Annotated in this window: 22 protein-coding genes; 8 read left to right on the top strand and 14 right to left on the bottom strand. The window is 61.3% G+C overall.

Translation table 11 applies throughout. The features are described 5' to 3' along the window. From NEZ08_RS16715 to NEZ08_RS16705, 3 genes are all read right to left on the bottom strand, one after another. The coding region (locus tag NEZ08_RS16715) for a hypothetical protein (RefSeq protein WP_298109043.1) at window positions 1-1162 on the bottom strand (1162 nt) is incomplete at its 3' end. Window positions 1163-1427: 265 nt separating this feature from the next. Further along, entirely contained in the window at window positions 1428-1808 is a 381-nt protein-coding gene (locus NEZ08_RS16710; protein WP_298109041.1) for a winged helix-turn-helix domain-containing protein, read from the bottom strand. Window positions 1809-1869: 61 nt separating this feature from the next. Beyond that, window positions 1870-2586 carry a hypothetical protein gene (locus tag NEZ08_RS16705; RefSeq protein WP_298109038.1) on the bottom strand — a complete coding sequence of 239 codons (717 nt, stop codon included), beginning with the start codon at window positions 2584-2586 and terminating at the stop codon, window positions 1870-1872. Window positions 2587-2917: 331 nt separating this feature from the next. Here NEZ08_RS16705 and NEZ08_RS16700 point away from each other — a divergent pair, with 331 nt between their 5' ends. The 3 genes from NEZ08_RS16700 (at window position 2918) to NEZ08_RS16690 (ending at window position 4809) form a co-directional block, all read left to right on the top strand. After that, window positions 2918-3271 (top strand): hypothetical protein, encoded by a 354-nt coding sequence (locus NEZ08_RS16700; RefSeq protein ID WP_298109036.1) that lies wholly within the window; start codon window positions 2918-2920, stop codon window positions 3269-3271. A gap of 146 nt (window positions 3272-3417) precedes the next feature. Next, window positions 3418-4008 carry a formyltransferase family protein gene (locus NEZ08_RS16695; RefSeq protein WP_298109034.1) on the top strand — a complete coding sequence of 197 codons (591 nt, stop codon included), beginning with the start codon at window positions 3418-3420 and terminating at the stop codon, window positions 4006-4008. A 234-nt stretch (window positions 4009-4242) separates the two neighbouring features. Then, window positions 4243-4809, top strand: a complete 567-nt coding sequence (locus NEZ08_RS16690; RefSeq protein ID WP_298109032.1) for a hypothetical protein — start codon at window positions 4243-4245, stop codon at window positions 4807-4809. Window positions 4810-4936: 127 nt separating this feature from the next. Here NEZ08_RS16690 and NEZ08_RS16685 read toward each other — a convergent pair whose 3' ends face one another. After that, window positions 4937-5176 carry a BrnA antitoxin family protein gene (locus tag NEZ08_RS16685; protein ID WP_298109029.1) on the bottom strand — a complete coding sequence of 80 codons (240 nt, stop codon included), beginning with the start codon at window positions 5174-5176 and terminating at the stop codon, window positions 4937-4939. 2 nt (window positions 5177-5178) lie between these two features. Beyond that, window positions 5179-6156, bottom strand: coding sequence for a cysteine synthase A (gene cysK, locus NEZ08_RS16680; protein ID WP_298109026.1), 978 nt, complete (start codon window positions 6154-6156; stop codon window positions 5179-5181). A gap of 215 nt (window positions 6157-6371) precedes the next feature. Here cysK and NEZ08_RS16675 point away from each other — a divergent pair, with 215 nt between their 5' ends. Next, the gene (locus tag NEZ08_RS16675) at window positions 6372-6581 is read left to right on the top strand and encodes a hypothetical protein (protein ID WP_298109025.1); all 210 of its coding nucleotides are present in this window, start codon (window positions 6372-6374) and stop codon (window positions 6579-6581) included. Between the two features lie 39 nt (window positions 6582-6620). Here the strand turns inward: NEZ08_RS16675 and tgt are convergent, their stop codons facing one another. The 6 genes from tgt to coaD form a co-directional block, all read right to left on the bottom strand. Continuing rightward, a complete protein-coding gene (gene tgt, locus NEZ08_RS16670) occupies window positions 6621-7754 on the bottom strand; it encodes a tRNA guanosine(34) transglycosylase Tgt (RefSeq protein ID WP_298109024.1) in 1134 nt (377 codons plus the stop codon). Window positions 7755-7801: 47 nt separating this feature from the next. Further along, complete coding sequence (queA, locus tag NEZ08_RS16665) at window positions 7802-8878, bottom strand: tRNA preQ1(34) S-adenosylmethionine ribosyltransferase-isomerase QueA (RefSeq protein WP_298109023.1); 1077 nt, start codon at window positions 8876-8878, stop codon at window positions 7802-7804. A gap of 138 nt (window positions 8879-9016) precedes the next feature. After that, the gene (locus NEZ08_RS16660; protein ID WP_298109022.1) at window positions 9017-9478 is read right to left on the bottom strand and encodes a peptidylprolyl isomerase; all 462 of its coding nucleotides are present in this window, start codon (window positions 9476-9478) and stop codon (window positions 9017-9019) included. Next, window positions 9454-9861, bottom strand: a complete 408-nt coding sequence (locus tag NEZ08_RS16655; protein ID WP_367278425.1) for a hypothetical protein — start codon at window positions 9859-9861, stop codon at window positions 9454-9456. The genes NEZ08_RS16660 and NEZ08_RS16655 overlap by 25 nt, the downstream gene beginning before the upstream one ends. Window positions 9862-9891: 30 nt before the next feature. Then, complete coding sequence (locus NEZ08_RS16650) at window positions 9892-10437, bottom strand: peptidylprolyl isomerase (protein WP_298109020.1); 546 nt, start codon at window positions 10435-10437, stop codon at window positions 9892-9894. Between the two features lie 27 nt (window positions 10438-10464). Then, entirely contained in the window at window positions 10465-10962 is a 498-nt protein-coding gene (gene coaD, locus NEZ08_RS16645) for a pantetheine-phosphate adenylyltransferase (protein ID WP_298109019.1), read from the bottom strand. A 288-nt stretch (window positions 10963-11250) separates the two neighbouring features. Between coaD and NEZ08_RS16640 the strand changes: the two genes are divergently transcribed. Next, on the top strand, window positions 11251-11508 hold the full coding sequence (locus tag NEZ08_RS16640) for a hypothetical protein (protein ID WP_298109017.1): 258 nt from the start codon (window positions 11251-11253) through the stop codon (window positions 11506-11508). Window positions 11509-11766: 258 nt separating this feature from the next. On the opposite strand, the gene NEZ08_RS16635 is transcribed toward NEZ08_RS16640, so the two are convergent. Then, window positions 11767-11964 carry a hypothetical protein gene (locus NEZ08_RS16635; protein ID WP_298109016.1) on the bottom strand — a complete coding sequence of 66 codons (198 nt, stop codon included), beginning with the start codon at window positions 11962-11964 and terminating at the stop codon, window positions 11767-11769. Window positions 11965-12920: 956 nt separating this feature from the next. On the opposite strand from NEZ08_RS16635, the gene NEZ08_RS16630 reads away from it, so the two are divergent. Beyond that, window positions 12921-13541: a response regulator gene (locus NEZ08_RS16630; RefSeq protein ID WP_298109014.1), complete on the top strand. Its 621-nt coding sequence runs from the start codon at window positions 12921-12923 to the stop codon at window positions 13539-13541. Then, window positions 13538-15163 (top strand): ATP-binding protein, encoded by a 1626-nt coding sequence (locus NEZ08_RS16625; RefSeq protein ID WP_298109012.1) that lies wholly within the window; start codon window positions 13538-13540, stop codon window positions 15161-15163. The genes NEZ08_RS16630 and NEZ08_RS16625 overlap by 4 nt, the downstream gene beginning before the upstream one ends. A gap of 566 nt (window positions 15164-15729) precedes the next feature. Here NEZ08_RS16625 and gyrA read toward each other — a convergent pair. Then, a complete protein-coding gene (gene gyrA, locus NEZ08_RS16620; protein WP_298109010.1) occupies window positions 15730-18459 on the bottom strand; it encodes a DNA gyrase subunit A in 2730 nt (909 codons plus the stop codon). 290 nt (window positions 18460-18749) lie between these two features. Beyond that, on the bottom strand, window positions 18750-19238 hold the full coding sequence (locus NEZ08_RS16615) for a single-stranded DNA-binding protein (RefSeq protein WP_298109008.1): 489 nt from the start codon (window positions 19236-19238) through the stop codon (window positions 18750-18752). 239 nt (window positions 19239-19477) lie between these two features. Here NEZ08_RS16615 and NEZ08_RS16610 point away from each other — a divergent pair, with 239 nt between their 5' ends. Next, window positions 19478-20374, top strand: a complete 897-nt coding sequence (locus NEZ08_RS16610; protein ID WP_367278424.1) for an outer membrane protein — start codon at window positions 19478-19480, stop codon at window positions 20372-20374. Window positions 20375-20701 lie beyond the last annotated feature (327 nt).

The following is a 20701-nucleotide window of genomic DNA, read 5'->3' as shown; positions in this document are numbered from 1 at the left end:
ACTTCAGGCCGGTCCAGTAGAATTGCAGGATTTTGTCAGTGGTAAAGGCATTGTTGTCCGGCAGGATCCCTGAGATTGTGAGCGGATAGCCGCCGGCAGCGTCGCCAAATGTAATCGCCGTGCTCGGATTGGCCTGATCGATATAGGTGTACCCCGCGTACAGCGTCAGCTTGTCGCTCTGAGGCTCGGCGTTTGCCGCCTTGATATAGTAAGGCGCGGGCGCAAGGGCCGGGCCGAGACTCCAGCTATATTTGGCCATGACCGAATAGGCCGTGTTGTCGGAGATGCTGGCCGCAAGCGTCGTGCTGTTGAGGGGATCGTTCACCGCGGTTTGCAGGTTCACCGCACCGTGCTCCTTGGTGAAGACGGCGTCCATCGAGAAGCCGCGATAGACGGCGCCGACGTCGAAGCCATAGCCGTTGCCGAACATGCCGCTACCCGAGCTACCGCTGGAGAACATCGCGCCGGCGTGGAACGGACCGTATTCGTACATATACTTCGCCGATTCATCCCAGCGCGCTGCCTGCGTACTGCCGGAGCCGCCATTAGTGCCGGAATAACCGAGCAGCGAAAAAGCGTACGAGAGCGCCAGTGGGTCGTACTGCGCAATACCGTCGAGTTGAAAGGTTTGTTGCCGGCCAACGGTCAGCGTGCCGTACAGCGGATTGCTGATGCCGCCGTAGGCCGGCCCGTTCAATGCCTGACCACAACGGCCGCTGTCTGCGTTCGAGTTCTGCTGGATATAGTTGAGCCCTGCATTCTGGAGGAAGGAGACGCAACCGTTGGCGAACTCGCCCGTCAACGGATCGAATCCCGACTCGATCCGGCCGACGATATTCCAGCCGTTGCCAATTGGCGTATCGATCTTCACGCCAACGTTCGACTGCTGCAGGCCGTTTCCGGCGATCGTCGAAATCCTTTGACCGGTGAAGTTTCTGGTGGTCGTGAACGGAATGAATTCCAGCGTCGACACCACGCTTCCGACAGGACGGCCATTGGTTTGATAGGCATAGCCATAGTCGAGCGTCGCGTAGAAGGTGATCCCGTTCCACGTCAGGCTGTCAGGCAGCGGATCCGGGACCTTCGGCGGCGTCCAATCCGCGGCGTAAGCGGTCCCCGCCGAGCCTGCCAATACCAGCGCAAGTGCAAGCGCTTTCTTCATTTTCGAATACCCCCAGGAGTGGCCGCCGCGATCGACCAGGCAGCGGTTCGGTCTTACGTTATGTTTATATACATATAACGATCGATGTATGCCGTAGAACATAACGGTGGCGGAACCAGTCACAAGTGCAGCCGGGCAACACTCCCAGTCAAATTGGATTTGGCTTGCCTATTGCCGGATTTGCCACCGCGGACTTCCGCCGCGCGTTTTCCCGCAACGCATTTGGCGGGGTTCAAGGCCGGGAGATCGGAGAGGACACCGCCGGTTAGCCCTTGGTTCGGACACCGATATCAGCCCGCAAGGCCTGAAGCTCCTTGCGCGCGGCGTTCTCCGCCGAACGTTCGATTTTGCGGTAGCGAGCCACCAGCGACTGCCCGAACGGCGTGAGCATGGCGCCGCCGCCGTTCTTGCCGCCAGTTTGCCGCTCAACAGCGGGCCGGTTGCAGATGTGGTTGATCTCGTCGACGAGGTCCCATGCCCGCTTGTAGGACATGTTCATCGCTCGCCCAGCCGCAGAGATCGAGCCGCAGCTGGCGATCGCCTCAAGCAACCGGATCTTGCCCGGACCGATCCGCCCCTCAGGGTCGAGGTCGATCCGAACGCTCAAAGATGGCAGCGCGGACTTGCGCATCGATGGCTTGCTCATCCTTTCAAGTCCGACCGGCGAGATGAATGCGCACGGGCGTTGCTGCCCGCGCGCTATTGGATCAGTAGCAGCTACGCGGATCGACCTGAACGTACTGCCCGGATGGATATTTGTAATAGCAGGTGCCTTCCGCCAGATAATAGCCGGGACGTGCGGTCGCCTGCGCACCTGCGATCGCGCCGATGGTCCCGCCAGTGATGGCGCCGACGGCCGCTCCGACCGGCCGACCGCTGATCAGACCGCCCAGAACGCCGCCGACGATCGCGCCGCCAATGGCGCTTGCCGCGGGATCCGGGGCCGGCGGAGGCGGAGGTGGCGGGGGCGCATAGGCAACCGGCGGCGGATAGCCGGGCCCCGGTCCCACATCATCGCCTGGCGCGCCCGCGTAGGCATCATCCACCACCTCGACATCGGAGATGTAGGTCGGCGGGCCCTCCATCGGCTGCGGGTAGAAGTACCAGACCCCGCCAACATCCCACCACCAGCCGTAGCGGCCGTTGTACATTTCATGACGCCACCGCCCGCCCTCCCAGGCAAGACGGCCGTAATAGCGATGACCACCAAAATTCCGCGCCGGAAAATTGCCGTGGGCAACGCGAGCAGCGCCCTGAGGCCCGTGCCCCTGCCCTCTGGGCGTCGCTGCGGGGCGTGCCGAGGGCGCAGCCGGGCGCACGTGCTGTTCCCGCGGGTTAGGCTCTTGCGCCTGCGCCGACATAGCACAAATGGCGGCGATCGATATCAAGGGAACGGCGAGCCGCGAGCGTTTCAATGCGCGCATAGTTTCTTTCTCCCACTGCCACAATGAACCGCCATTATGGATCAGCGGAAGGCCCAAATCCATGTCAGCCAGCGCGCTCGAAATGAATGCAGACCGAATGCCGCCTGGTGGCCACAAAGGGCACCTTGTTGCCTTCGGTCGAGAAGGACCAAGGCCGTAAAAGGCCGGATTCGCGTCCAACCTGCGCCAACTTCGTGTTGCAAGGCGCACCAGCGGCCTATAGAGGGGGCGACGGTTCGCATCCGCCGCCTGCCCTGCTGAGGGCAAGGTACAGGTCGATGCCAAACGCCGGTCGAGCCGCGAGGGCTCGGGCCTAAAGGGGGACAGGGATATGAAGAAATTGCTTGCGTTGACCGTCGTGCTGTTTGCATCGGCCGCCATGGCCCAGCAGGACGGTGCGGCGCCGCCCGCAGCTGCAAAGCCACCGGCACATCACGCCAAATCAAAGGGCCCCGCAGCCCCATCGAAGTCGCTGGCGGAGAAGCTCTTGGCGTGCCTTGACATCGATGACGGAACCAAGGACCGGCTCGACTGTTACGATGCGGCCGTTCCGCCCAAGCCGCCGAAGGCAAAAGCTGGCCCGGCGAACGGTGTCATGGATTGCCGCTACGTCAAGGAAGAGGACGAGCGGTTGGCGTGCTTCAACGGTTTTGCCGAGAAAATCCCGAAGTTTTCGACGCGATAGTAGAAACCGCATACGAAGGTGCCTGGCCAGCCGCTTGGCCCCTCTCCACTCTGTTGATAAGCCCGCGCCCTTTGCTTTGGGCCTGAGGTCTGGAACTCCCGGCATGCTATCGACATTGCGGGCCTACACCTGACGAAAGAATTACCATGCGGATTACCCTCGTCGGTTCCCGCCATTTCGGCGTGACGACCTTGCAAATGCTCCGTCAGCGCGCTGTCGATGTAGTCCGCGTGGTCGTTGCCGACGCGGATGACCGGTTGGCGGCGGCAGCTCGCGCCGCCGGTATCGAGGTGGTCGTGCAGGCCAACCCAAAACTGGTGGTCGCTTCCGAAATTGCGCCCGGGACCGATCTCATCGTCACGGCGCACAGCCACGCCCGGATCGGAACGGATGCTCTGGCCGCGGCCCGCCTCGGGGGCATCGGTTACCATCCTTCGCTGCTGCCCCGTCACCGCGGCATCGCAGCGGTCGAATGGACCATCCGCGAGAAGGATCCGATTGCAGGCGGCACGGTATACCATCTGGCCGACCGTATGGATGCCGGCGCCATTGCGGCGCAGGATTGGTGCTTTGTCGGCAAGGACGAAACCGCGCGTCAGCTGTGGGAACGCGCGCTTGCGCCGATGGGTCAGAGATTGCTGGCTGAAGTCATCGAATACGCCAAGGAGCACGGCGCTCTGCCGTCGCGTGCACAAGACGAGCAGTTCGCCACGAACGCGCCAGCGCTGACGGATTGACGTTCACCGAATTCGCTTCAATTCAATTGAATCAACCGACTCCATCCGCGATAAAAGTGCCAAAAGTGACAAGCGGAAATGTGATCTTGTGGCGGGCTGCCCGACCTCGCTGATGGCGGGCAAGGATTCTCCGCGGGGCGCATCGCCTGCACATGCAACCGCGGGGCTCTTGTACTTGTTCAGATCAATGTGCATATGCGAAGCGCCAGTGACAATGCCCGATGGGGAAGTGGAATGGAGCATCTGCGGGAGTACCGTGCAGTGGACGAAGGAAAGCTTCACGTGAGCGGCAACAGGAAGCCTCACGGAACCGGTTTGACGCGGCGGCTGATTTTCGCCGGCGCCGCGGCGCTGATGACGTCGATCTGGAGTGCGCCGAGTTACGCCCAGGCCGGCGGCCCGTTTGCCGGCATGGCTGGCGTTTGGAGCGGTGCCGGAACGGTGACGCTGGACGACGGCTCGACCGAACGCATTCGTTGCCGCGCTACCTACGCGGTCGGCGCCGGCGGCAATGGCTTGCAGCAGACGCTGACCTGCGCCAGTGACAGTTACAAATTCAACCTGAGCAGCAATGTGATGGCGCAGGGTTCCGCGATTTCTGGAACCTGGAACGAAAGCAGCCGCAACATCAACGGCGCCATCCAGGGACGCACCGCCGGCGGCGGCGTGGTTCAGGTCATTGCGAACGCCCCGGGCTTCTCGGCCAATATCTCGCTGACCACCCGCGGCAACCGACAGTCGGTGGTGATCCGGTCGGAAAGCCAGTTCAAGGGCGCATCGATTTCACTGACGCGAAGCTGAGCTCGAACAGGATCATTCGCGGCAAACCGCAACTTTTGGCGCGGCCGGCGGTTTTCTACCGGCACCAAGTTTCGTATGTGGGCGCGTCTGGCCGCTCATTGCAGGCGATCTCGTAGCGGAGGCGGTCCTACTTCCCTGCTGCCTTCCGCAGAGCCTCGTTGATCCGCTCCTGCCAGCCCGGACCGCCTTCCTGGAAATATTCCAGCACGTCCTGATCAATCCGCAGCGAGACCAGCTCCTTGACGCCGGGGACCGCGTTTGTCCGCGGCGGCGCTTGCGGCTCTTTCCTGGTTACCTTCTTGAACGCCGCTTCCGCTTCGGTGCGGGCATCGTTCAGGGTCCGCGGTCGCCTTGGTTGATCTGGCACGATCAGATTCCTTCGAAAAGCACAGTTGAGAGGTAACGCTCGGAGAACGACGGTACAATTGCCAGGATGGTCTTGCCGGCGTTTTCGCCACGTTGCCCCAGCCTGATGGCGGCAGCGATCGCAGCCCCCGAGGAGATTCCGCCGGAAATGCCTTCGTTGCGCGCCAGGGCGCGCGCCGTCTCGATGGCATCCGCGCTGCTCACGGTGACGATTTCATCGATGACCGAGCGATCGAGGATGTCGGGAACGAACCCGGCTCCGATGCCCTGGATCTTGTGCGGCGAATGCTGTCCACCCGAGAGGACTGCGCTTTCTTCCGGTTCGACGGCGACAACCCGAAGCGAAGGTTTGCGCACCTTCAGCACCTGCCCTACCCCGGTGATGGTACCGCCGGTCCCGACGCCCGCGACAAAGATGTCGATGTTGCCGCCGGTATCGTTCCAGATTTCCTCAGCGGTGGTCTGACGATGAATTTCGGGGTTGGCGGGGTTCTTGAACTGCTGCGGCATAATGGCCTTCGGAGTGGCTCGCACCAATTCCTCGGCAGTGGCGATCGCGCCTTTCATGCCCTGCTCGACCGGTGTGAGGATGATCTCGGCGCCGAGAAAGGCCAGCATCTTGCGCCGTTCGATCGACATCGATTCCGGCATCACCAGCTTTAACCGGTAGCCGCGCGAAGCGGCGGCAAAGGCGAGCGCGATACCGGTGTTGCCGGACGTCGGTTCGATCAGGACTGTATCACTATCGATCAGGCCGTCCTTCTCCATCGCCTTGATCATGGCAACGCCGATGCGATCCTTCACGCTCGCGGCGGGGCTGAGATATTCGAGTTTGGCTAAAATCGTTGCGTTCGCGCCGCGCTGCTGCGGCAAACGTTGCAGCCGCACGATCGGCGTATCGCCGATGGCATCCACGACGCTGTCGAACACCCGGCCGCGGCCACGACGCTGAACAGCATGCTCCGTTGACTTTTCATCCATCTGCGTCTCTCCGATGCCCAGCCAAGCGACAATTTCACTCAGCTTTTTATAGAGGAAAATGCGGGCCGTCGTTCAAGCATTTCCGCGCCACATTCGCTGCATCGCAAAAATGCGCGCGGCACCAAATAACTTAAAACCAACGCATTTGTGTTGCGGCATCGTCAAACAAGTTGTTGTATGGTGCGGTCACGCTCACATCGCAGAGGGAGGCCACGATGTCAGCAATTGCTGAAGTCCTGTCGGCCGTGTCGCATAATCCGCGTGGAAGTGACTTGCCGACGTGCCCTGTCTGCGCGGACTCCATGGTGGCTGCGGAAGCGTCAGCCTATCTGGCAGATAACATCATCAGTTATCTCTGGACCTGCGACACCTGCGGCTATGGCTTTGTGACCAAGCACTCGATCAAGCGGCCGGTCTGTAACTGAACTCCTGGGATTGTCCGGCTCGCGCGCGACGCGGAACTTTCAACGCGTCGCGATGTCGCCCTTTTCCCAGTCGCCGCGCGTGCGTTCGCGAAAGGCTGCAAACGTTCCTTGCGCGATCGCCTGCCTGATCTCGCCCATCAGATGTTGATAGTACGCCACGTTGATCTCCGAGAGCAGCATCGCGCCGAGCGTTTCGCCGGACCTGACGAGATGATGCAGGTAGGCCCGGGAATAGTTGCGTGCAGATGGCCAGGAACTCGTTTCGTCAAGCGGTCGCGGATCGTCGGCATGGCGCGCATTGCGCAAGTTGATCTGGCCATGCCGCGTGAACGCCATGCCGTGACGGCCATTTCGGGTCGGCATCACGCAATCGAACATGTCGATGCCCCGCGCCACGGCCTCAAGGATATCATCGGGCGTTCCAACCCCCATCAGATAGCGCGGCCGTTCTTCAGGAAGAAGCGGCGCCGTCTCTTCAATCATCGCCAGCATCACCGATTGTGGCTCGCCGACGGCCAGCCCTCCGATCGCATAACCGTGGAAGCCGATATCGACGAGCCTTGTGGCGCTCATTCGGCGCAGTTCGCCGATGTCGCCGCCCTGCACGATGCCGAACAGCATGTAGCCGGATGGCGCGGTCTCGAAGGCGCGCTTGCTGCGCTCGGCCCAGCGTAGCGACAGCTGCATGGCGCGATCGATGTCGCCGCGCTCGGCCGGTAGCCGCACGCACTCGTCCATCTGCATTGCGATGTCGGATCCGAGCAGCCGCTGGACCTCGATCGAGCGCTCTGGCGACAATTCGACCATGGCCCCGTCGATATGGGAGCGAAAGGTGACGGCGGTCTCCTTTACCTTTCGCAGTTCGGACAGCGACATGACCTGAAAGCCGCCGGAGTCGGTCAGCATCGGGCCATTCCAGCCGGTGAATGCCTGCAGGCCACCGAGTGCGGCGATGCGCTCGGCGCCGGGCCGCAGCATCAGGTGGTAGGTGTTGCCGAGCACGATGTCGCTGCCGGCGTCCCTCACCTCGCGCCAATGCATGCCCTTCATGGCGCCGGCCGTGCCGACCGGCATGAAGGCAGGCGTTCGCACCGGACCATGCGGCGTCGCCAGCCGACCGGTTCGCGCCTCGCCATCGGTTGCCAGCACTTGGAAATGGTTGGCTACGCTCATATGCGGCGCTTATTGTCTAGTCCTTGGGTCGATGTTCAATCGGACCATCAGTTTTCGCTCCGAAACAACAGACAGGCGTCGCCATAGGAATAGAACCGGTATCCCCCGTCGATGGCGTACTTGTAGGCCTGCCTCATGGTTTCGAGGCCGGAAAAGGCTGAGACCAACATGAAAAGCGTCGAGCGCGGCAGGTGAAAGTTGGTCAGGAGGATATCGACGGCGCGGAAGCGATAGCCCGGCGTTATGAAGATCGAAGTATCGTCGGTGAACGGCCGAAGTTTGCCGTCCTGCGCAGCAGCGCTCTCGAGTAGCCGCAGCGACGTGGTGCCGACCGCGATGACACGGCCGCCCTTTGCCCGCGCAGCATTGAGCGCCTCAGCGACTTCCGCGGAAATCGTGCCCCACTCGGAGTGCATTTTATGCTCCGAAGTATCGTCCGCCTTCACCGGCAGGAACGTGCCGGCACCAACATGGAGCGTGATCCGGTTGAGGCCAACCCCGCGTTCGCGCAAGGCCGCTTCGAGCGCGGGCGTGAAATGCAGACCGGCCGTCGGCGCCGCGACCGCGCCTTCGTTCACGGCAAACATGGTCTGGTAATCGGCCGTGTCCTGCTCGTCCGGTGCCCGCCTGGAGGCGATGTATGGCGGCAGCGGCGGGCTGCCGAGGTCGGCGATTGCGGAGTCCAGCGTCGGCCCATGAAACGAGAACGACAGCGTCACCGCGCCGTCATCGCCTTTGTCCTCGACCTCGGCGTCAAGGTGCCCGAGCAGGCAGACCTTTCCCTCGTTACCGAAGCGAATGATATCGCCGCGCGCAAGCTTCTTGGCCGGCTTCACCAGCGCCTGCCAGCGCGAGCCGTCCAGGCGCTTGATCAGGGTCGCTTCGATTTTAGGCTCGGTCTCGCGCCCAATCCGCCGGCCCTTGAGTTGAGCCGCGATGACCTTGGTATCATTGACGACGAGCTGATCGCCTTCCTTTAGCCACTGCGGCAGGTCGGACACAACGCGATCATGGAGGCGCCCGCCCGCTTCGACGACCAGCATCCGCGCGCTATCGCGCGGATGCGCCGGCCGCAGAGCGATCCGCTCGGCAGGCAGTTCGAAATCGAAGAGATCGGTCTGCATCTGGATTTAAGCTCGGTCCTCGCCCGTCATCCTCAGGCCTGCCTCAGCGCGTCTCCAAGAATGAGGCCGGGGCTTATCGAGAGGCCTCGTGGTTCGAGACCCGAGCTTTCGCGGGCTCCTCACCATGAAGGGTCCGGCTCAAGCATCCAGCGCCATTCGCGCCTTGACGATCTTATCGGGATCCTTGACCGGCTCGCCGCGCTTGATCTTGTCGACGTTTTCCATGCCCGAGGTCACCTTGCCCCAGACAGTGTACTGCTTGTTGAGAAACGACGCATCGTCGAAGCAGATGAAGAACTGGCTGTCGGCGGAATCGGGGTTGGCAGCACGGGCCATCGACGCGGTGCCGCGCACATGCGGCTCGGCATTGAATTCGGCCTTGAGCTTCTTGCCCGAACCGCCGGTGCCGGTACCGTGCGGGCAACCGGTCTGGGCCATAAAACCCTCGATGACGCGGTGGAACACGATGCCGTCGTAAAAGCCCTCGCGCACCAGCTCCTTGATCCGCGCCACGTGGTTCGGCGCCAGATCCGGACGCATTTCGATGGTAACGGGCCCCTGAGTAGTCTCCAGGATCAAAGTATTTTCTGTATCAGCCATGCTCGCTTCTCTGTTGGTGGAGGTTTCCGGTTATGAAATCGAACGGCGAAAGGCCGACCGGCTACGGCGCCGCCCATACTCTCCGTAAATGGCATTGGGACACACCGCTGCAATGCCTCCATCACCGCAATCCGGTACAATAAACGGTCGTTATCGTCGGCCTGTTCCGACTGGTAGGTGACGCGAGGCTTGCCCAATATCTCTCCCGCCCGGTTGAAACTGACGATCACGGTGATGTCGATATCGGTATGGACGCGAGAGCGGTCTGGCGGTCGCCAGCAGGTCCGAAGCCTGGCAAAGACATCGGCGATCGAGTTCACCTGCGCCGGTTGCCCCGGCGCAGGCGCCAGCCCGATAAGCCATATTCCCGCCAGGCAGATCAGGACCGCGCGGCCGGACAGGCTCAACCTTTTTCACTTCATGTCGGAGGCGACCTGGACCTTCACCATCTTGTCAGGGTTGGCCGGCGGTTCGCCGCGATTGAGCTTGTCGACCACGTCCATGCCCTGCACCACATCCCCGATCACGGTGTATTGGTTGTTGAGGAACGAGGCATCTGCAAAGCAGATAAAGAACTGCGCGTTTGCTGAGTCGACACTGTTCCCTTTCCGCGCCATGCCGACTGTACCGCGCTTGAACGGGGTGCTGGAAAATTCCTGTTTCAGGTTCGGGTATTTTGATCCGCCGGTGCCATTGAAATTCTGACCGTCGCCGGTTTGCGCCATGAAGCCGTCGATGACGCGATGGAACGGCACGTTGTTGTAGAAACCGTCGCGCGCGAGCTGCTTGATGCGCTCGGCATGCTGGGGCGCCAAATCGGTGCGCAGTTTGATGACGATCCGCCCCTTGGTGGTGTCGATGACGATCGCATTCTTCTTGTCGAGACCGGCCGGAAGCGGCTGGGCTATGGCGGGGGCAACGCAAACCAGCGCGGCCAGAACGGCGAGAATTCGGATCATGGAAGCTCCAGCGTGAGAGAATAAAGATCAGCGGGCGAACTTGGCCTTGAGGCGCTTTGCAACGGCCTTCGGCACGAAATTGGAGACGTCGCCACCCATACCGGCGATCTGTCGCACCAGTGTGGCGGTGATCGGGCGGACGGTCGGCGATGCCGGCAGGAAAACGGTACGGACGCCCGGGGCCATCGTCTCGTTCATGCCCGCCATTTGCATTTCATAGTCGAGGTCGGTGCCGTCCCGTAAACCCCGAACCAGGATCGTGGCCTGCGCGCGTTTCGCCGCTGTGACGACGAGATCATCATAGGTGGTCGCTTCGAACTCGCAATTCGCAGCTTTCGCGATGGGTTCAAAGACCTCGCGGATCATCGCCAGCCGCTCGTCGGTTGAAAACAAGGGAGTCTTGCCTGGATGGATGCCGATCGCGACCACCAGGTGGTCGCATAGGGCCACGGCATTCCGAACGACGTCCAGATGGCCATTGGTGACGGGATCGAAAGAGCCGGGATAGAGCGCAATGCGGGGCATGAACCCCTCCTACCCCGCTCTGACCGCCCCCGCAAGCCGATCCGGGGGCGCGGCCCGATCCATGGGCAGTTCGTTAATTTTGCCTGCCCTCCACCCGTTGCCGGCCAGCAGCTCTCCTTGGAGAAGCCGGCCTTTGTTTCCTCCGGGCGTGTCTGACGAAACAATATGGCAGGCGGACGAAACCATTTTCGCCAATTTTGAGCCTTTTGCGAAGAACTCTGGAAACGCCCGCTCGGTATCAAGCCGGCCAGACAACGGCGCTAGCCAAAGCCGGACAGGGGGACTGCCATGATCAAGACGCTTTCAGCTATCGCTGCGGCCGGTTGCGTCGCCGCTGCCCTGGCTATCCTGCCGGGCTTTGCGCCCCAGGTCGAAGCGAGCGTGCCGCCCCCGCTCGCAAAGTCCGACCGCCTCGATATCCACCCGGTCGGCCACGACTGCTCGCAGCAGGCATGGCCGAATTTCGAAACATCCTGCCTGCGGGCCGCAGGCTCAAGGGCGGCGGTTCGGCAAGCACGCCTGGTGACAGCCGACCGCAGGCCGTAAGTCACTCCCCGGCTAGCGTTACGAAGACAATTCGCCGGCACGCTCTGGCCGTGCCGGAAGATGCTTGTTGGATCGAACACCACCTTGATGTTCAGACGCGGCAGATAATCCCGCAACTCAACTAGCTGAGCTCCGCGCATCGGCGGTACAGCCTCTCCAGGAATTGACGGTGAGCCCGGCGTTGGCACCCGGCTTCCCACGACCTGCCTCAGGTGAAGCCGTTCTTTCCATGATTTTGCCGTTCCAAAGGTACGCGGTTCAAGCACGCGCTCGATGCTGCGTTTCGACGATCTCAGTTCGTTCTGCCGAATGTGCGCGCCGGAACTCGCTTTTCAGCTTCGCCGTTTCGTCTGCAAGCTCCTTGAGAACCGCACGTCTCTGGTCGACGTCGGTTGAAGAAGAAAGAAGCCGGTAGCGGGCGAGATTTTCATCTGTAAAAAACCGGTCCAGGTCCATTGATCATGTCCTTCTTAAGCGCGCGACACAGGCTGGACTGACGAAGCTCGATCGCCGGTCGGTTGCGCTGGAGGGGGTCAAGACTCATGGTCTACGCCGCCAAGCGAACCGCAATATCTCCGGCTACGTCGCTTCTTTCGCCTAATCCCCGCTCGACGAGCAGGACTTCGCCGCAAGCCGAGCACTCCAGGCACTCGAGCCGCGGGAATCCGTCCGTTTCCGAAAGGCTTGCGCTCAGACGAAGGCTGGCCTGGCGGCGGCATTTAGGGCAGATCGGGCTCGAGCTAAGACCGGTTACATTGAACATGGTGTCTCCACTGTTTACGGGCATTTTCGCGCCGTCATCCAAGGCGAAATCCTCCCGTGAACGTCGTCGCGAGCAAGAACGATGTACTTGCGATCGCTGCGACATACGCTGCGAATGGCTTCCAAGATACCGCTCCCGGGGGCAGCCGCAGCATGTCCAATATGCCCCTTGGAGGCGGTGTCGGCGCGGCCGCCGCACCACCCCGCAATTCCGCAACCTGCCGAGTGTGGAAGGACGGTTCTGAGATCGATCCTTGTCGCTGCCTCAAGGTCATTTGCTCGAACCTCGTCCTACCGTGATCGCGAGATAAGGTTTATTCCGGCGGCTATGTGACGGTAACTCGGTCGATTGCGAGCTAGTACCTTTGCGAGGTTCGGAAGTTCGCCATCCTCAAAGCGCGCCGTGCCAAGCGGACCCGCCGCTACCACGAGGTATCGGAGGCCTGACCGAGCAACTTTGTTGCGTTGTTAGTTCTGCTCGGCTCGGTAGCTGAGTTCTTCAAACATGTTTTTGCCGGTGAGCTCATTGATCGAAATCAAACGTCACATCACACCCAACGGCTATCCAATCATCGATACGACGCGCCGCGGACCGAACGAAGCAGCAGCAGCAGTCGAGTGGCTCGTCGCGACCGCGGAGATAATCTTTCTTGACCCGCAAAAGTGTCATCCATGTCGTGGAAGACGACGGAGCTATGCGGGAGTCGCTCGTGGAACTGCTCGAAGAGAGCGGCTACATGGTTCGCGGCTATCGCAGGGCCGAGGAGTTACTCGCGCGGGGGACTGCTATCGAGCCGGGCTGCATCGTCAGCGATGTGCGTATGCCGGGGATGGACGGACTCACCTTGCTGAGGCGACTGCGGGCCGGCGGCTCAACGATGCCGCTGATTTTGATCACCGGTCACGGCGATGTATCGATGGCCGTGGCCGCGATGAAAGCCGGGGCCGTCGATTTTCTTGAAAAGCCATTTGAAGCGGACGCCTTGCTGGACGCTCTCGTGACGGCCTTGCATCGCTCTCCGGGCAGCGACAAGGCTGAGGACAGCGAATTGTCGCGTCAACTCTTGCAAAAGCTGACGTCACGCGAACACGAAGTGCTTGGACAATTGGTCGCCGGCAAGTCCAACAAGGAGATCGCAGCGCAGCTCAACATCAGCCCGCGCACAGTGGAATTTCACCGCGCGCACATCATGGAAAAAACGGCAGCCAAAGGACTGCCTGAGCTCGTCCGCATCTGGCTCTCGGCGGACCTGTCGCCATCTACCAAATGATCGCGCCGGGCAAGTCGAACAATTCGGGCACCGCTCCATCTTTTCCGGCGTCAGCCGAGGAATTCGACGGCTCAAATATCGGACTGATAAACCTTCAGCCGACGTCCCGACAGAAGCTAACGGCGCTCGCCGTCGTTGCGGTGCTCCTGGTAGCCGTAATGAACCTGGCGCCGTATGCGCCCAGAACCTTGCCGCAGATTGCGGCCGTTATTCCGCTCATCAATGCCGCAATCTTGGTGACCGACCTGATCACTGCAATTCTATTGTTCGCCCATTTTTCGATCTCGGGGTCCCAGGCACTTCTGGTACTTGGCGGGAGCTATCTCTTTACGGCACTGATCGTAATTCCGCACGCCCTCACCTTTCCCGGTGCATTTTCACCGACAGGTCTGCTCGGAGCCGGCCAGCAAACCACAGCGTGGCTTTACACCTTCTGGCATCTGGCATTTCCCACGGGCCTCTTGCTGTATGTCTGGCTGAAGGGGGATGACCGCATCATCCGGGGTTCACTTCCGTGCGCCATCGCATGGTGCACGGCGGCATCGACCGGTCTCGTCTTGGGACTCGTATGCCTCGTTATCTTTGCCGACCAATATCTGCCTCGGCTTTTCGCCAACGTCTTCGAACTGACTCCGTTGGGATTTTACGTCACCTACTTCGACCTGTTTGTGAGCCTCGTCGCACTTTCATTTCTGTGGCTGCGCCGGCGTTCGGTGCTTGATCTGTGGTTGATGGTGGTCGCCTGCGCCTTGATCAGCGAACTGGCGCTTGCCAGCTTCCGTTTCAGTCTCGGATTTTATTCCAGCCGCATTTTCTCGTTTGTCACTTCAACCATCGTGCTGATTGCTCTGCTTGCAGAGACAGCGGACTTGTACAAGCGCCTTGCGCTTGCAAACACGTTGCTGCGACGTGAACGCGACAACAAATTGATGAACATGGCAGCGGTCGTGGCGTCCATTTCACATGAGGTAAAGCAGCCGCTGGCAGCCATCGTCATGAGAGCAGGCACCGCGATGCGATTTCTTGCGCACGCGCCACCCGACATAGAAAAGGCCCGATCGGCTCTGAGCAAGATCGTTCACGACGGTCGTCGCGCCAGCGAGATCTTCGACAGCATTCGCGACCTGTTCCGGGCGTCAGATCAGGGCCGGGTAAGCATCGACGTAAATGATATCGTGTCGAGCACGCTCGAGATCATGCAAAGGGAGCTAACCGAACACCGCATTATAACGCGCACCGAGCTCATGCGTGAACTGCCGTGTCTCGTCGGCCACAGGGCCCAGTTGCAGGAGGTTCTTCTTAATTTGGTCTTCAATGCCATCGAGGCGATGGAGGCAAATCATGCGGACCGTATTCTGCTGGTGAAGACCGAAGCCGCCGAGGACAATGGGATCGTCATCAAGGTCATGGATACAGGACCGGGACTCGATCCAAAGAATTTGGACACCATGTTCGATCCGTTCGTCACGACCAAGCCGCGGGGAATCGGCTTGGGTTTGGCCATCTGCCGGATGATCGTCGAGCGCCATGGAGGGCAGCTGCTAGCATCGTCCCGGCCCGAGGGCGGCGCGGAATTCGACATTTTCCTGCCGTCCGAAGTGTCGGCGGCTTCTGCGAGATAGCGGTCCAGAAATCGGGCGCACGCGCAACCGGCGCCGATCCGTCCGGCCGGGCACTTGTAGATTTCCCAGCTCGTAGTTCCCCGAGTTACGGCTCAGTCGGCGGTCCGTTAACCTGCGTCCAGAAATGTCGCTGAGGAAAATACCTGGCCTTTCGAACGCGCCCTGAAAACGAGGACGGAAGCAGGGTGACCTTTTCAATCGATGGGGGATCTGCAAATGGCAACTGCGATCGAGGACTTCATCACCGCCCAAAACATCAGTCTCTACAGGTCGCTTCTGAAGACTGAAACGCAGCCGGGAAAACGCAGGATACTGCTTCAATTGCTCGAAAATGAGATGGCGAAACTTCCGCTCGCTTTGAAGCGCGGCGAGAGGGTCCGAACAGCTGGTCTCGAATAAGGTTTCGTAGTTCGCGTCAGTGCTGCCCGCAACCGCCCCGGTGGGTCAGACTGAACGAAAGAGGCCGCCGATCCTGAGGTCGGCGGCCTCTTATTTTCTTGCATCGTGGCAGCGAGCGAATGGAAGTCGATTTTGCTACTGTCGGCTGCGATGTTAGAATTGAATTATTAGCCGCCACCGCCGTTGCCGTTTTCGGCTTCTTCTCCGATGTGCTCGACCGAAACGACATGCTCGTCCTCGGCCGTGTCAAACACGATCACGCCCTGCGTGGATCGGCCGGCGATCCGGATATCCTCAACCGGGCACCGGATCAGCTGGCCTTTGTCGGTGACCAGCATGATCTGGTCGGATTCTTCCACGGGGAAGGATGCCACCAGCTTGCCGTTACGATCATTGACGGACATCGCGACGATGCCTTTGCCTCCGCGTCCTGTGGTCCGGTATTCATAGGACGAGGTGCGCTTGCCGTAGCCGTTGGCTGAAACCGTCAGCACCACCTGCTCCTGCGCCGACATCTCGACGTAGCGCTCGGATGAAAGCTGGATCGCGCTGGAGGCTTCCTCGCTCTCGGATTCCGTCGCCGTTTCCTCGCTGACGTTCTCCCCGGCCACTGCTCGGCGCATCTTGAGGTAAGCGGAGCGTTCGTCCGAGGTCGCCTCGACATGCCGGAGGATGGCGAGCGAGATCAACCGGTCGCCTTCGGCCAGCGCAATGCCGCGGACCCCCATCGAGGTGCGGCCCGAGAACACACGCACATCGGTGACCGGGAAGCGGATGCACTGGCCGCCGGCCGCAGTAAGCAGCACGTCGTCGTGCTCGGTACAGATTTGCACGTCGACGATCGCCTCGTCGTCGGCAAGCTTCATGGCGATGATGCCGGAACGGCGGACATCGACGAAGTCGGAGAGCTTGTTGCGGCGGACGGTACCGCCGGTGGTGGCGAACATCACGTCGAGATTGCCCCAGGAGGACTCGTCCTCCGGCAGCGGCATGATGGTCGTGATGCGCTCGCCCTGCTCCAGCGGCAGGATATTGATCATGGCCTTGCCGCGGGCGTTGGGCGCGGCCATCGGCAGCCGCCAGACCTTTTCCTTGTAGACCTGGCCGCGCGACGAGAAGAACAGCACCGGCGTGTGGGTCGAGGCGACGAACAGCCGGCTCACGAAATCCTCGTCGCGGGTCTGCATGCCGGCTCGGCCTTTGCCGCCCCGCCGCTGCGCGCGATAGGTCGACAACGGCACGCGCTTGACATAGCCGGCGTGCGACACGGTCACCACCATGTCCTCGCGCTGAATGAGGTCTTCGTCCTCGACTTCGCCTTCCTGCTCCATGATGACGGTCCTGCGCGGGGTGGCGAATTCCGCCTTCACCTCAGCGAGTTCGGTCTTGATGATCGCCTGGATGCGGGCGCGCGAGCGCAGGATGTCGAGGTAGTCCCTGATCTCGACCGCGAGCTTGTCCAACTCATCGGAAATTTCCTCGCGGCCGAGCGCGGTCAGCCGTTGCAGGCGGAGGTCGAGAATGGCCTTGGCCTGCTCCATCGACAGTCGCGCCGTGCCGTCGGGCGCGAGACGATGGCGGGCGTCGTCGATCAACGTAATCATGGCGGCGACGTCCTTCGCCGGCCAGTCGCGCGACATCAGGGTATCGCGCGCCGTGGTCGGATCGGGCGAGGTGCGGATCACCTTGATAATTTCGTCGATATTGGCGACCGCTATCGCAAGGCCGACCAGGATATGGGCGCGGTCTCGCGCCTTGTTGAGCAGGAACTTGGTCCGCCGCGTCACCACCTGTTCGCGGAAGGCGATGAAGATCTGCAGCATGTCCTTGAGGTTCATCACCTGGGGACGACGGTTGTCGAGCGCCACCATGTTGGCGCCGAAGGCGGATTGCAGCTGGGTGAACTTGTAGAGCTGGTTCAGCACCACGTCCGCCATCGCGTCGCGCTTGAGCTCGACCACGACACGGTAGCCCTGGCGATCGGATTCGTCGCGGAGGTCGGCAATACCCTCGATCTTTTTCTCGCGCACCAGTTCGGCGATGCGTTCGACCATCGTGGCCTTGTTCAGCTGATAGGGAATTTCGGTAATCACGATGGCTTCGCGATCCTTGCGGATGGTTTCGATCGAAACCTTGCCGCGCATGATGATCGACCCGCGGCCGAGGTGATAGGCCGAACGGATGCCCTGCCTGCCGAGAATGATGCCGCCGGTCGGAAAATCCGGACCCGGGATGATTTCGATGAGCTGATCGATCGACAGGGCTGGATTGTCGATCAGCGCGGTGCAGGCGTCGATGACTTCGCCGAGATTGTGCGGCGGGATGTTGGTGGCCATGCCGACCGCGATGCCGCCGGCGCCGTTGACCAGCAGATTGGGAAACTTCGCCGGCAGAACCACCGGCTCCCTGCCGGAGCCGTCGTAGTTCGGATCGAAATCGACGGTATCCTTGTCGATGTCATCGAGCAGATGCAGCGCGATCTTGGTCAGGCGCGACTCCGTGTAGCGCATCGCCGCCGGCGGATCGCCGTCGACCGAGCCAAAATTGCCCTGCCCGTCGACCAGCGGCACGCGCATCGAGAAATTTTGCGCGAGGCGCACCAGCGCGTCATAGATTGCCTGGTCGCCGTGCGGGTGATACTGACCCATCACGTCGCCGACGATGCCGGCCGACTTCTTGTGCTTCTTGTCCGGCGTGTAGCCCTGCTCGTACATCGAATAGAGAATGCGGCGATGGACGGGCTTAAGGCCGTCGCGCGCATCCGGCAGCGCACGCGCCACGATCACGCTCATCGCGTAATCGAGGTACGAGCGCTTCATCTCGTCAAGGATGGAAACGGGACGAATGTCGGACGGTCCCGACGGCTCGCCGGGCTTCGTATCTTCAGGTTCAGACAAGGGAAAATCCGATCAGATCAGAATCATGTTCATATAGCGCATCGGAGGATGAAAAACCACCCCCGGAGGGCTTTCGGGAACCCGATTTTCCCCTCGTTTTTCCAGTGACTTAGCAGGACATCCGGCGCCTGGATTTGCGGCCTCGAAGGGGAAGCGCCGAGGCGCGCGTCGGAAGCGATTTCCACGGGCCCAAAACGCCCCTCTGCGCGTGCCCCCGAAACAAATCTGCCGAACCGTTCCAAGACATCATCTTGAGTACCGATCGAGATGCCTTGCGTGAGGCCGCTCGATCAGAACGGGATGTCGTCATCCATGTCGCTGTTGCGCGAACCGGCGGCCACCGCCCGGCGCGGCGCACTCGACGGTCCGCTCGAACCGAAATCGCCGCCGCCCTGGTCGTCCGAACCGAAGCTGCCGCCTCCGCCGCCGCGCCCGTCAAGCATGGTCAGGTTGGAGTTGAAGCCCTGGAGCACCACTTCGGTCGAATACTTCTCCGCCCCGCTCTGGTCGGTCCATTTCCGGGTCTGCAACTGGCCTTCGATATAAACCTTGGCGCCCTTCTTCAGGTACTGCTCGGCGACCTTGCAGAGCCCTTCATTGAAGATCACGACACGGTGCCACTCGGTCTTTTCCTTGCGCTCGCCGGTCGCCTTGTCGCGCCAGGTCTCGGACGTCGCGACGCTGAGATTGGCGATCGGGCGCCCATCCTGGGTGCGCCGGATTTCGGGATCCTTGCCGAGATTTCCGACCAGAATCACCTTATTCACGCTTCCTGCCATCGCCGCTCTCCACTCACCTTGCTGTAGGCGCCGACCCTATACACTCGCTGATCGGCTGCGCCCTCGGGCGCTTACGTTATCCCCACATATAGCACCGCCAGCTCAAACGTTCCAGTTTTGTTCCGTGGCAATTTGCCGGGAAGCTTCCCAATACGCGCATCAGGCTGCCATTCGGGACAGTTCCGCAGCCCACTTGGAGGGCGCCCTGAAAAGCCCGCAAAATCATCGGCTTCACCAGGATGCAGTTCATGCTGGACTGTGGCTTTTGGGAGACGGCATCCGCGGGGAAACTGGGGTACGATTGCCATCAAACAGGGGTAGATGGGCGCTCCATCGACCGATGGGACAGAACGCTTCTCTCAAATCGAAGCGAACGAAGAAGCTGGAGCCGTGAGATGAAGAGGATCTTGCTGGGCGCGATCGCTCTCCTTGCCTGGGGAGTCGTGTCACCGGCAGTGGCGGCTGATCTGTCGGCGCGGACCTACACGAAGGCGCCGGAAGCGATGATGCCGGCAATCTACGATTGGAGCGGCGTCTATGTCGGCTTCAATGGCGGCTGGGGCACGGCAAACCGCTGCTGGGATCAAACTGCTCTGGTGATTGGCGCGGAGGGCTGTCACAGCACCTCCGGCGGCTTCGCCGGCGCGCAGGCCGGATATCGCTGGCAAACCGGCGCATGGGTCTGGGGCTTTGATGCGCAGGGCGACTGGGCCAGCCTGACCGGCAGCAATGTCAGCCTCATCACCGGCAATACCAACCGCTCCCGCATCGACGCGTTCGGCCTGTTCACCGGCCAGGTGGGTTATGCCTGGAATACGGTCCTGCTGTATTTCAAGGGCGGCGGCGCCGTCGTTGCCGATCGGAACGACATCCTCCTGACCAACGGCGCGCTCGCGACGGCAGCCGGCGACAACCGCTGGGGCGGCACGGTCGGTGCCGGTCTTGAATTCTCGTTCGCGCCGAACTGGTCGGCCGCTTTCGAATACAATCACCTGTTCATCGCCAACAACAACACCACATTCTCCGACACGATCGGCGGAGCGTTCGTCAGTTCCGATCGGCTGCGCGGCGATGCGGATCTGGTGTCGGTGCGGGTCAACTATCGCTGGGGCGGCCCGGTCGTCGCGAAGTACTGATCGCGGCCAGTCAATCTGTCTGAAAAAAGCCGGCCGTTGCGCCGGCTTTTTTTCGTGTGCGATTTGTGTAATTCGGCTGCTGCCGCTTGCTGCCATATTTCCCGTTCGACGCCTCTGCTGACGCGAACCGGCGCGCTTGGAAGCGCTACGTCGGGCGCAATTCCGTTGCGCAATTCCGTTGATGGTTTTCACGCGGCACTGGAAATCGATTCCCGTTCTTCCTATGTTCCGAGAACAACTTGGCGCCTGATCGCTGCTCCTGGCGACGCGCCCGAATGCGTCGCGTGGAAATCCCGATATGGACGAAGTGATCAAGGCCAAGCAGCG

Origin of the sequence: Bradyrhizobium sp. (genome assembly GCF_027451485.1) — a bacterium.
Lineage (GTDB): Bacteria > Pseudomonadota > Alphaproteobacteria > Rhizobiales > Xanthobacteraceae > Bradyrhizobium.
The sequence above is the reverse complement of the archived record's forward strand: the minus strand, read 5'-3'. Positions and strand labels throughout refer to the sequence as shown.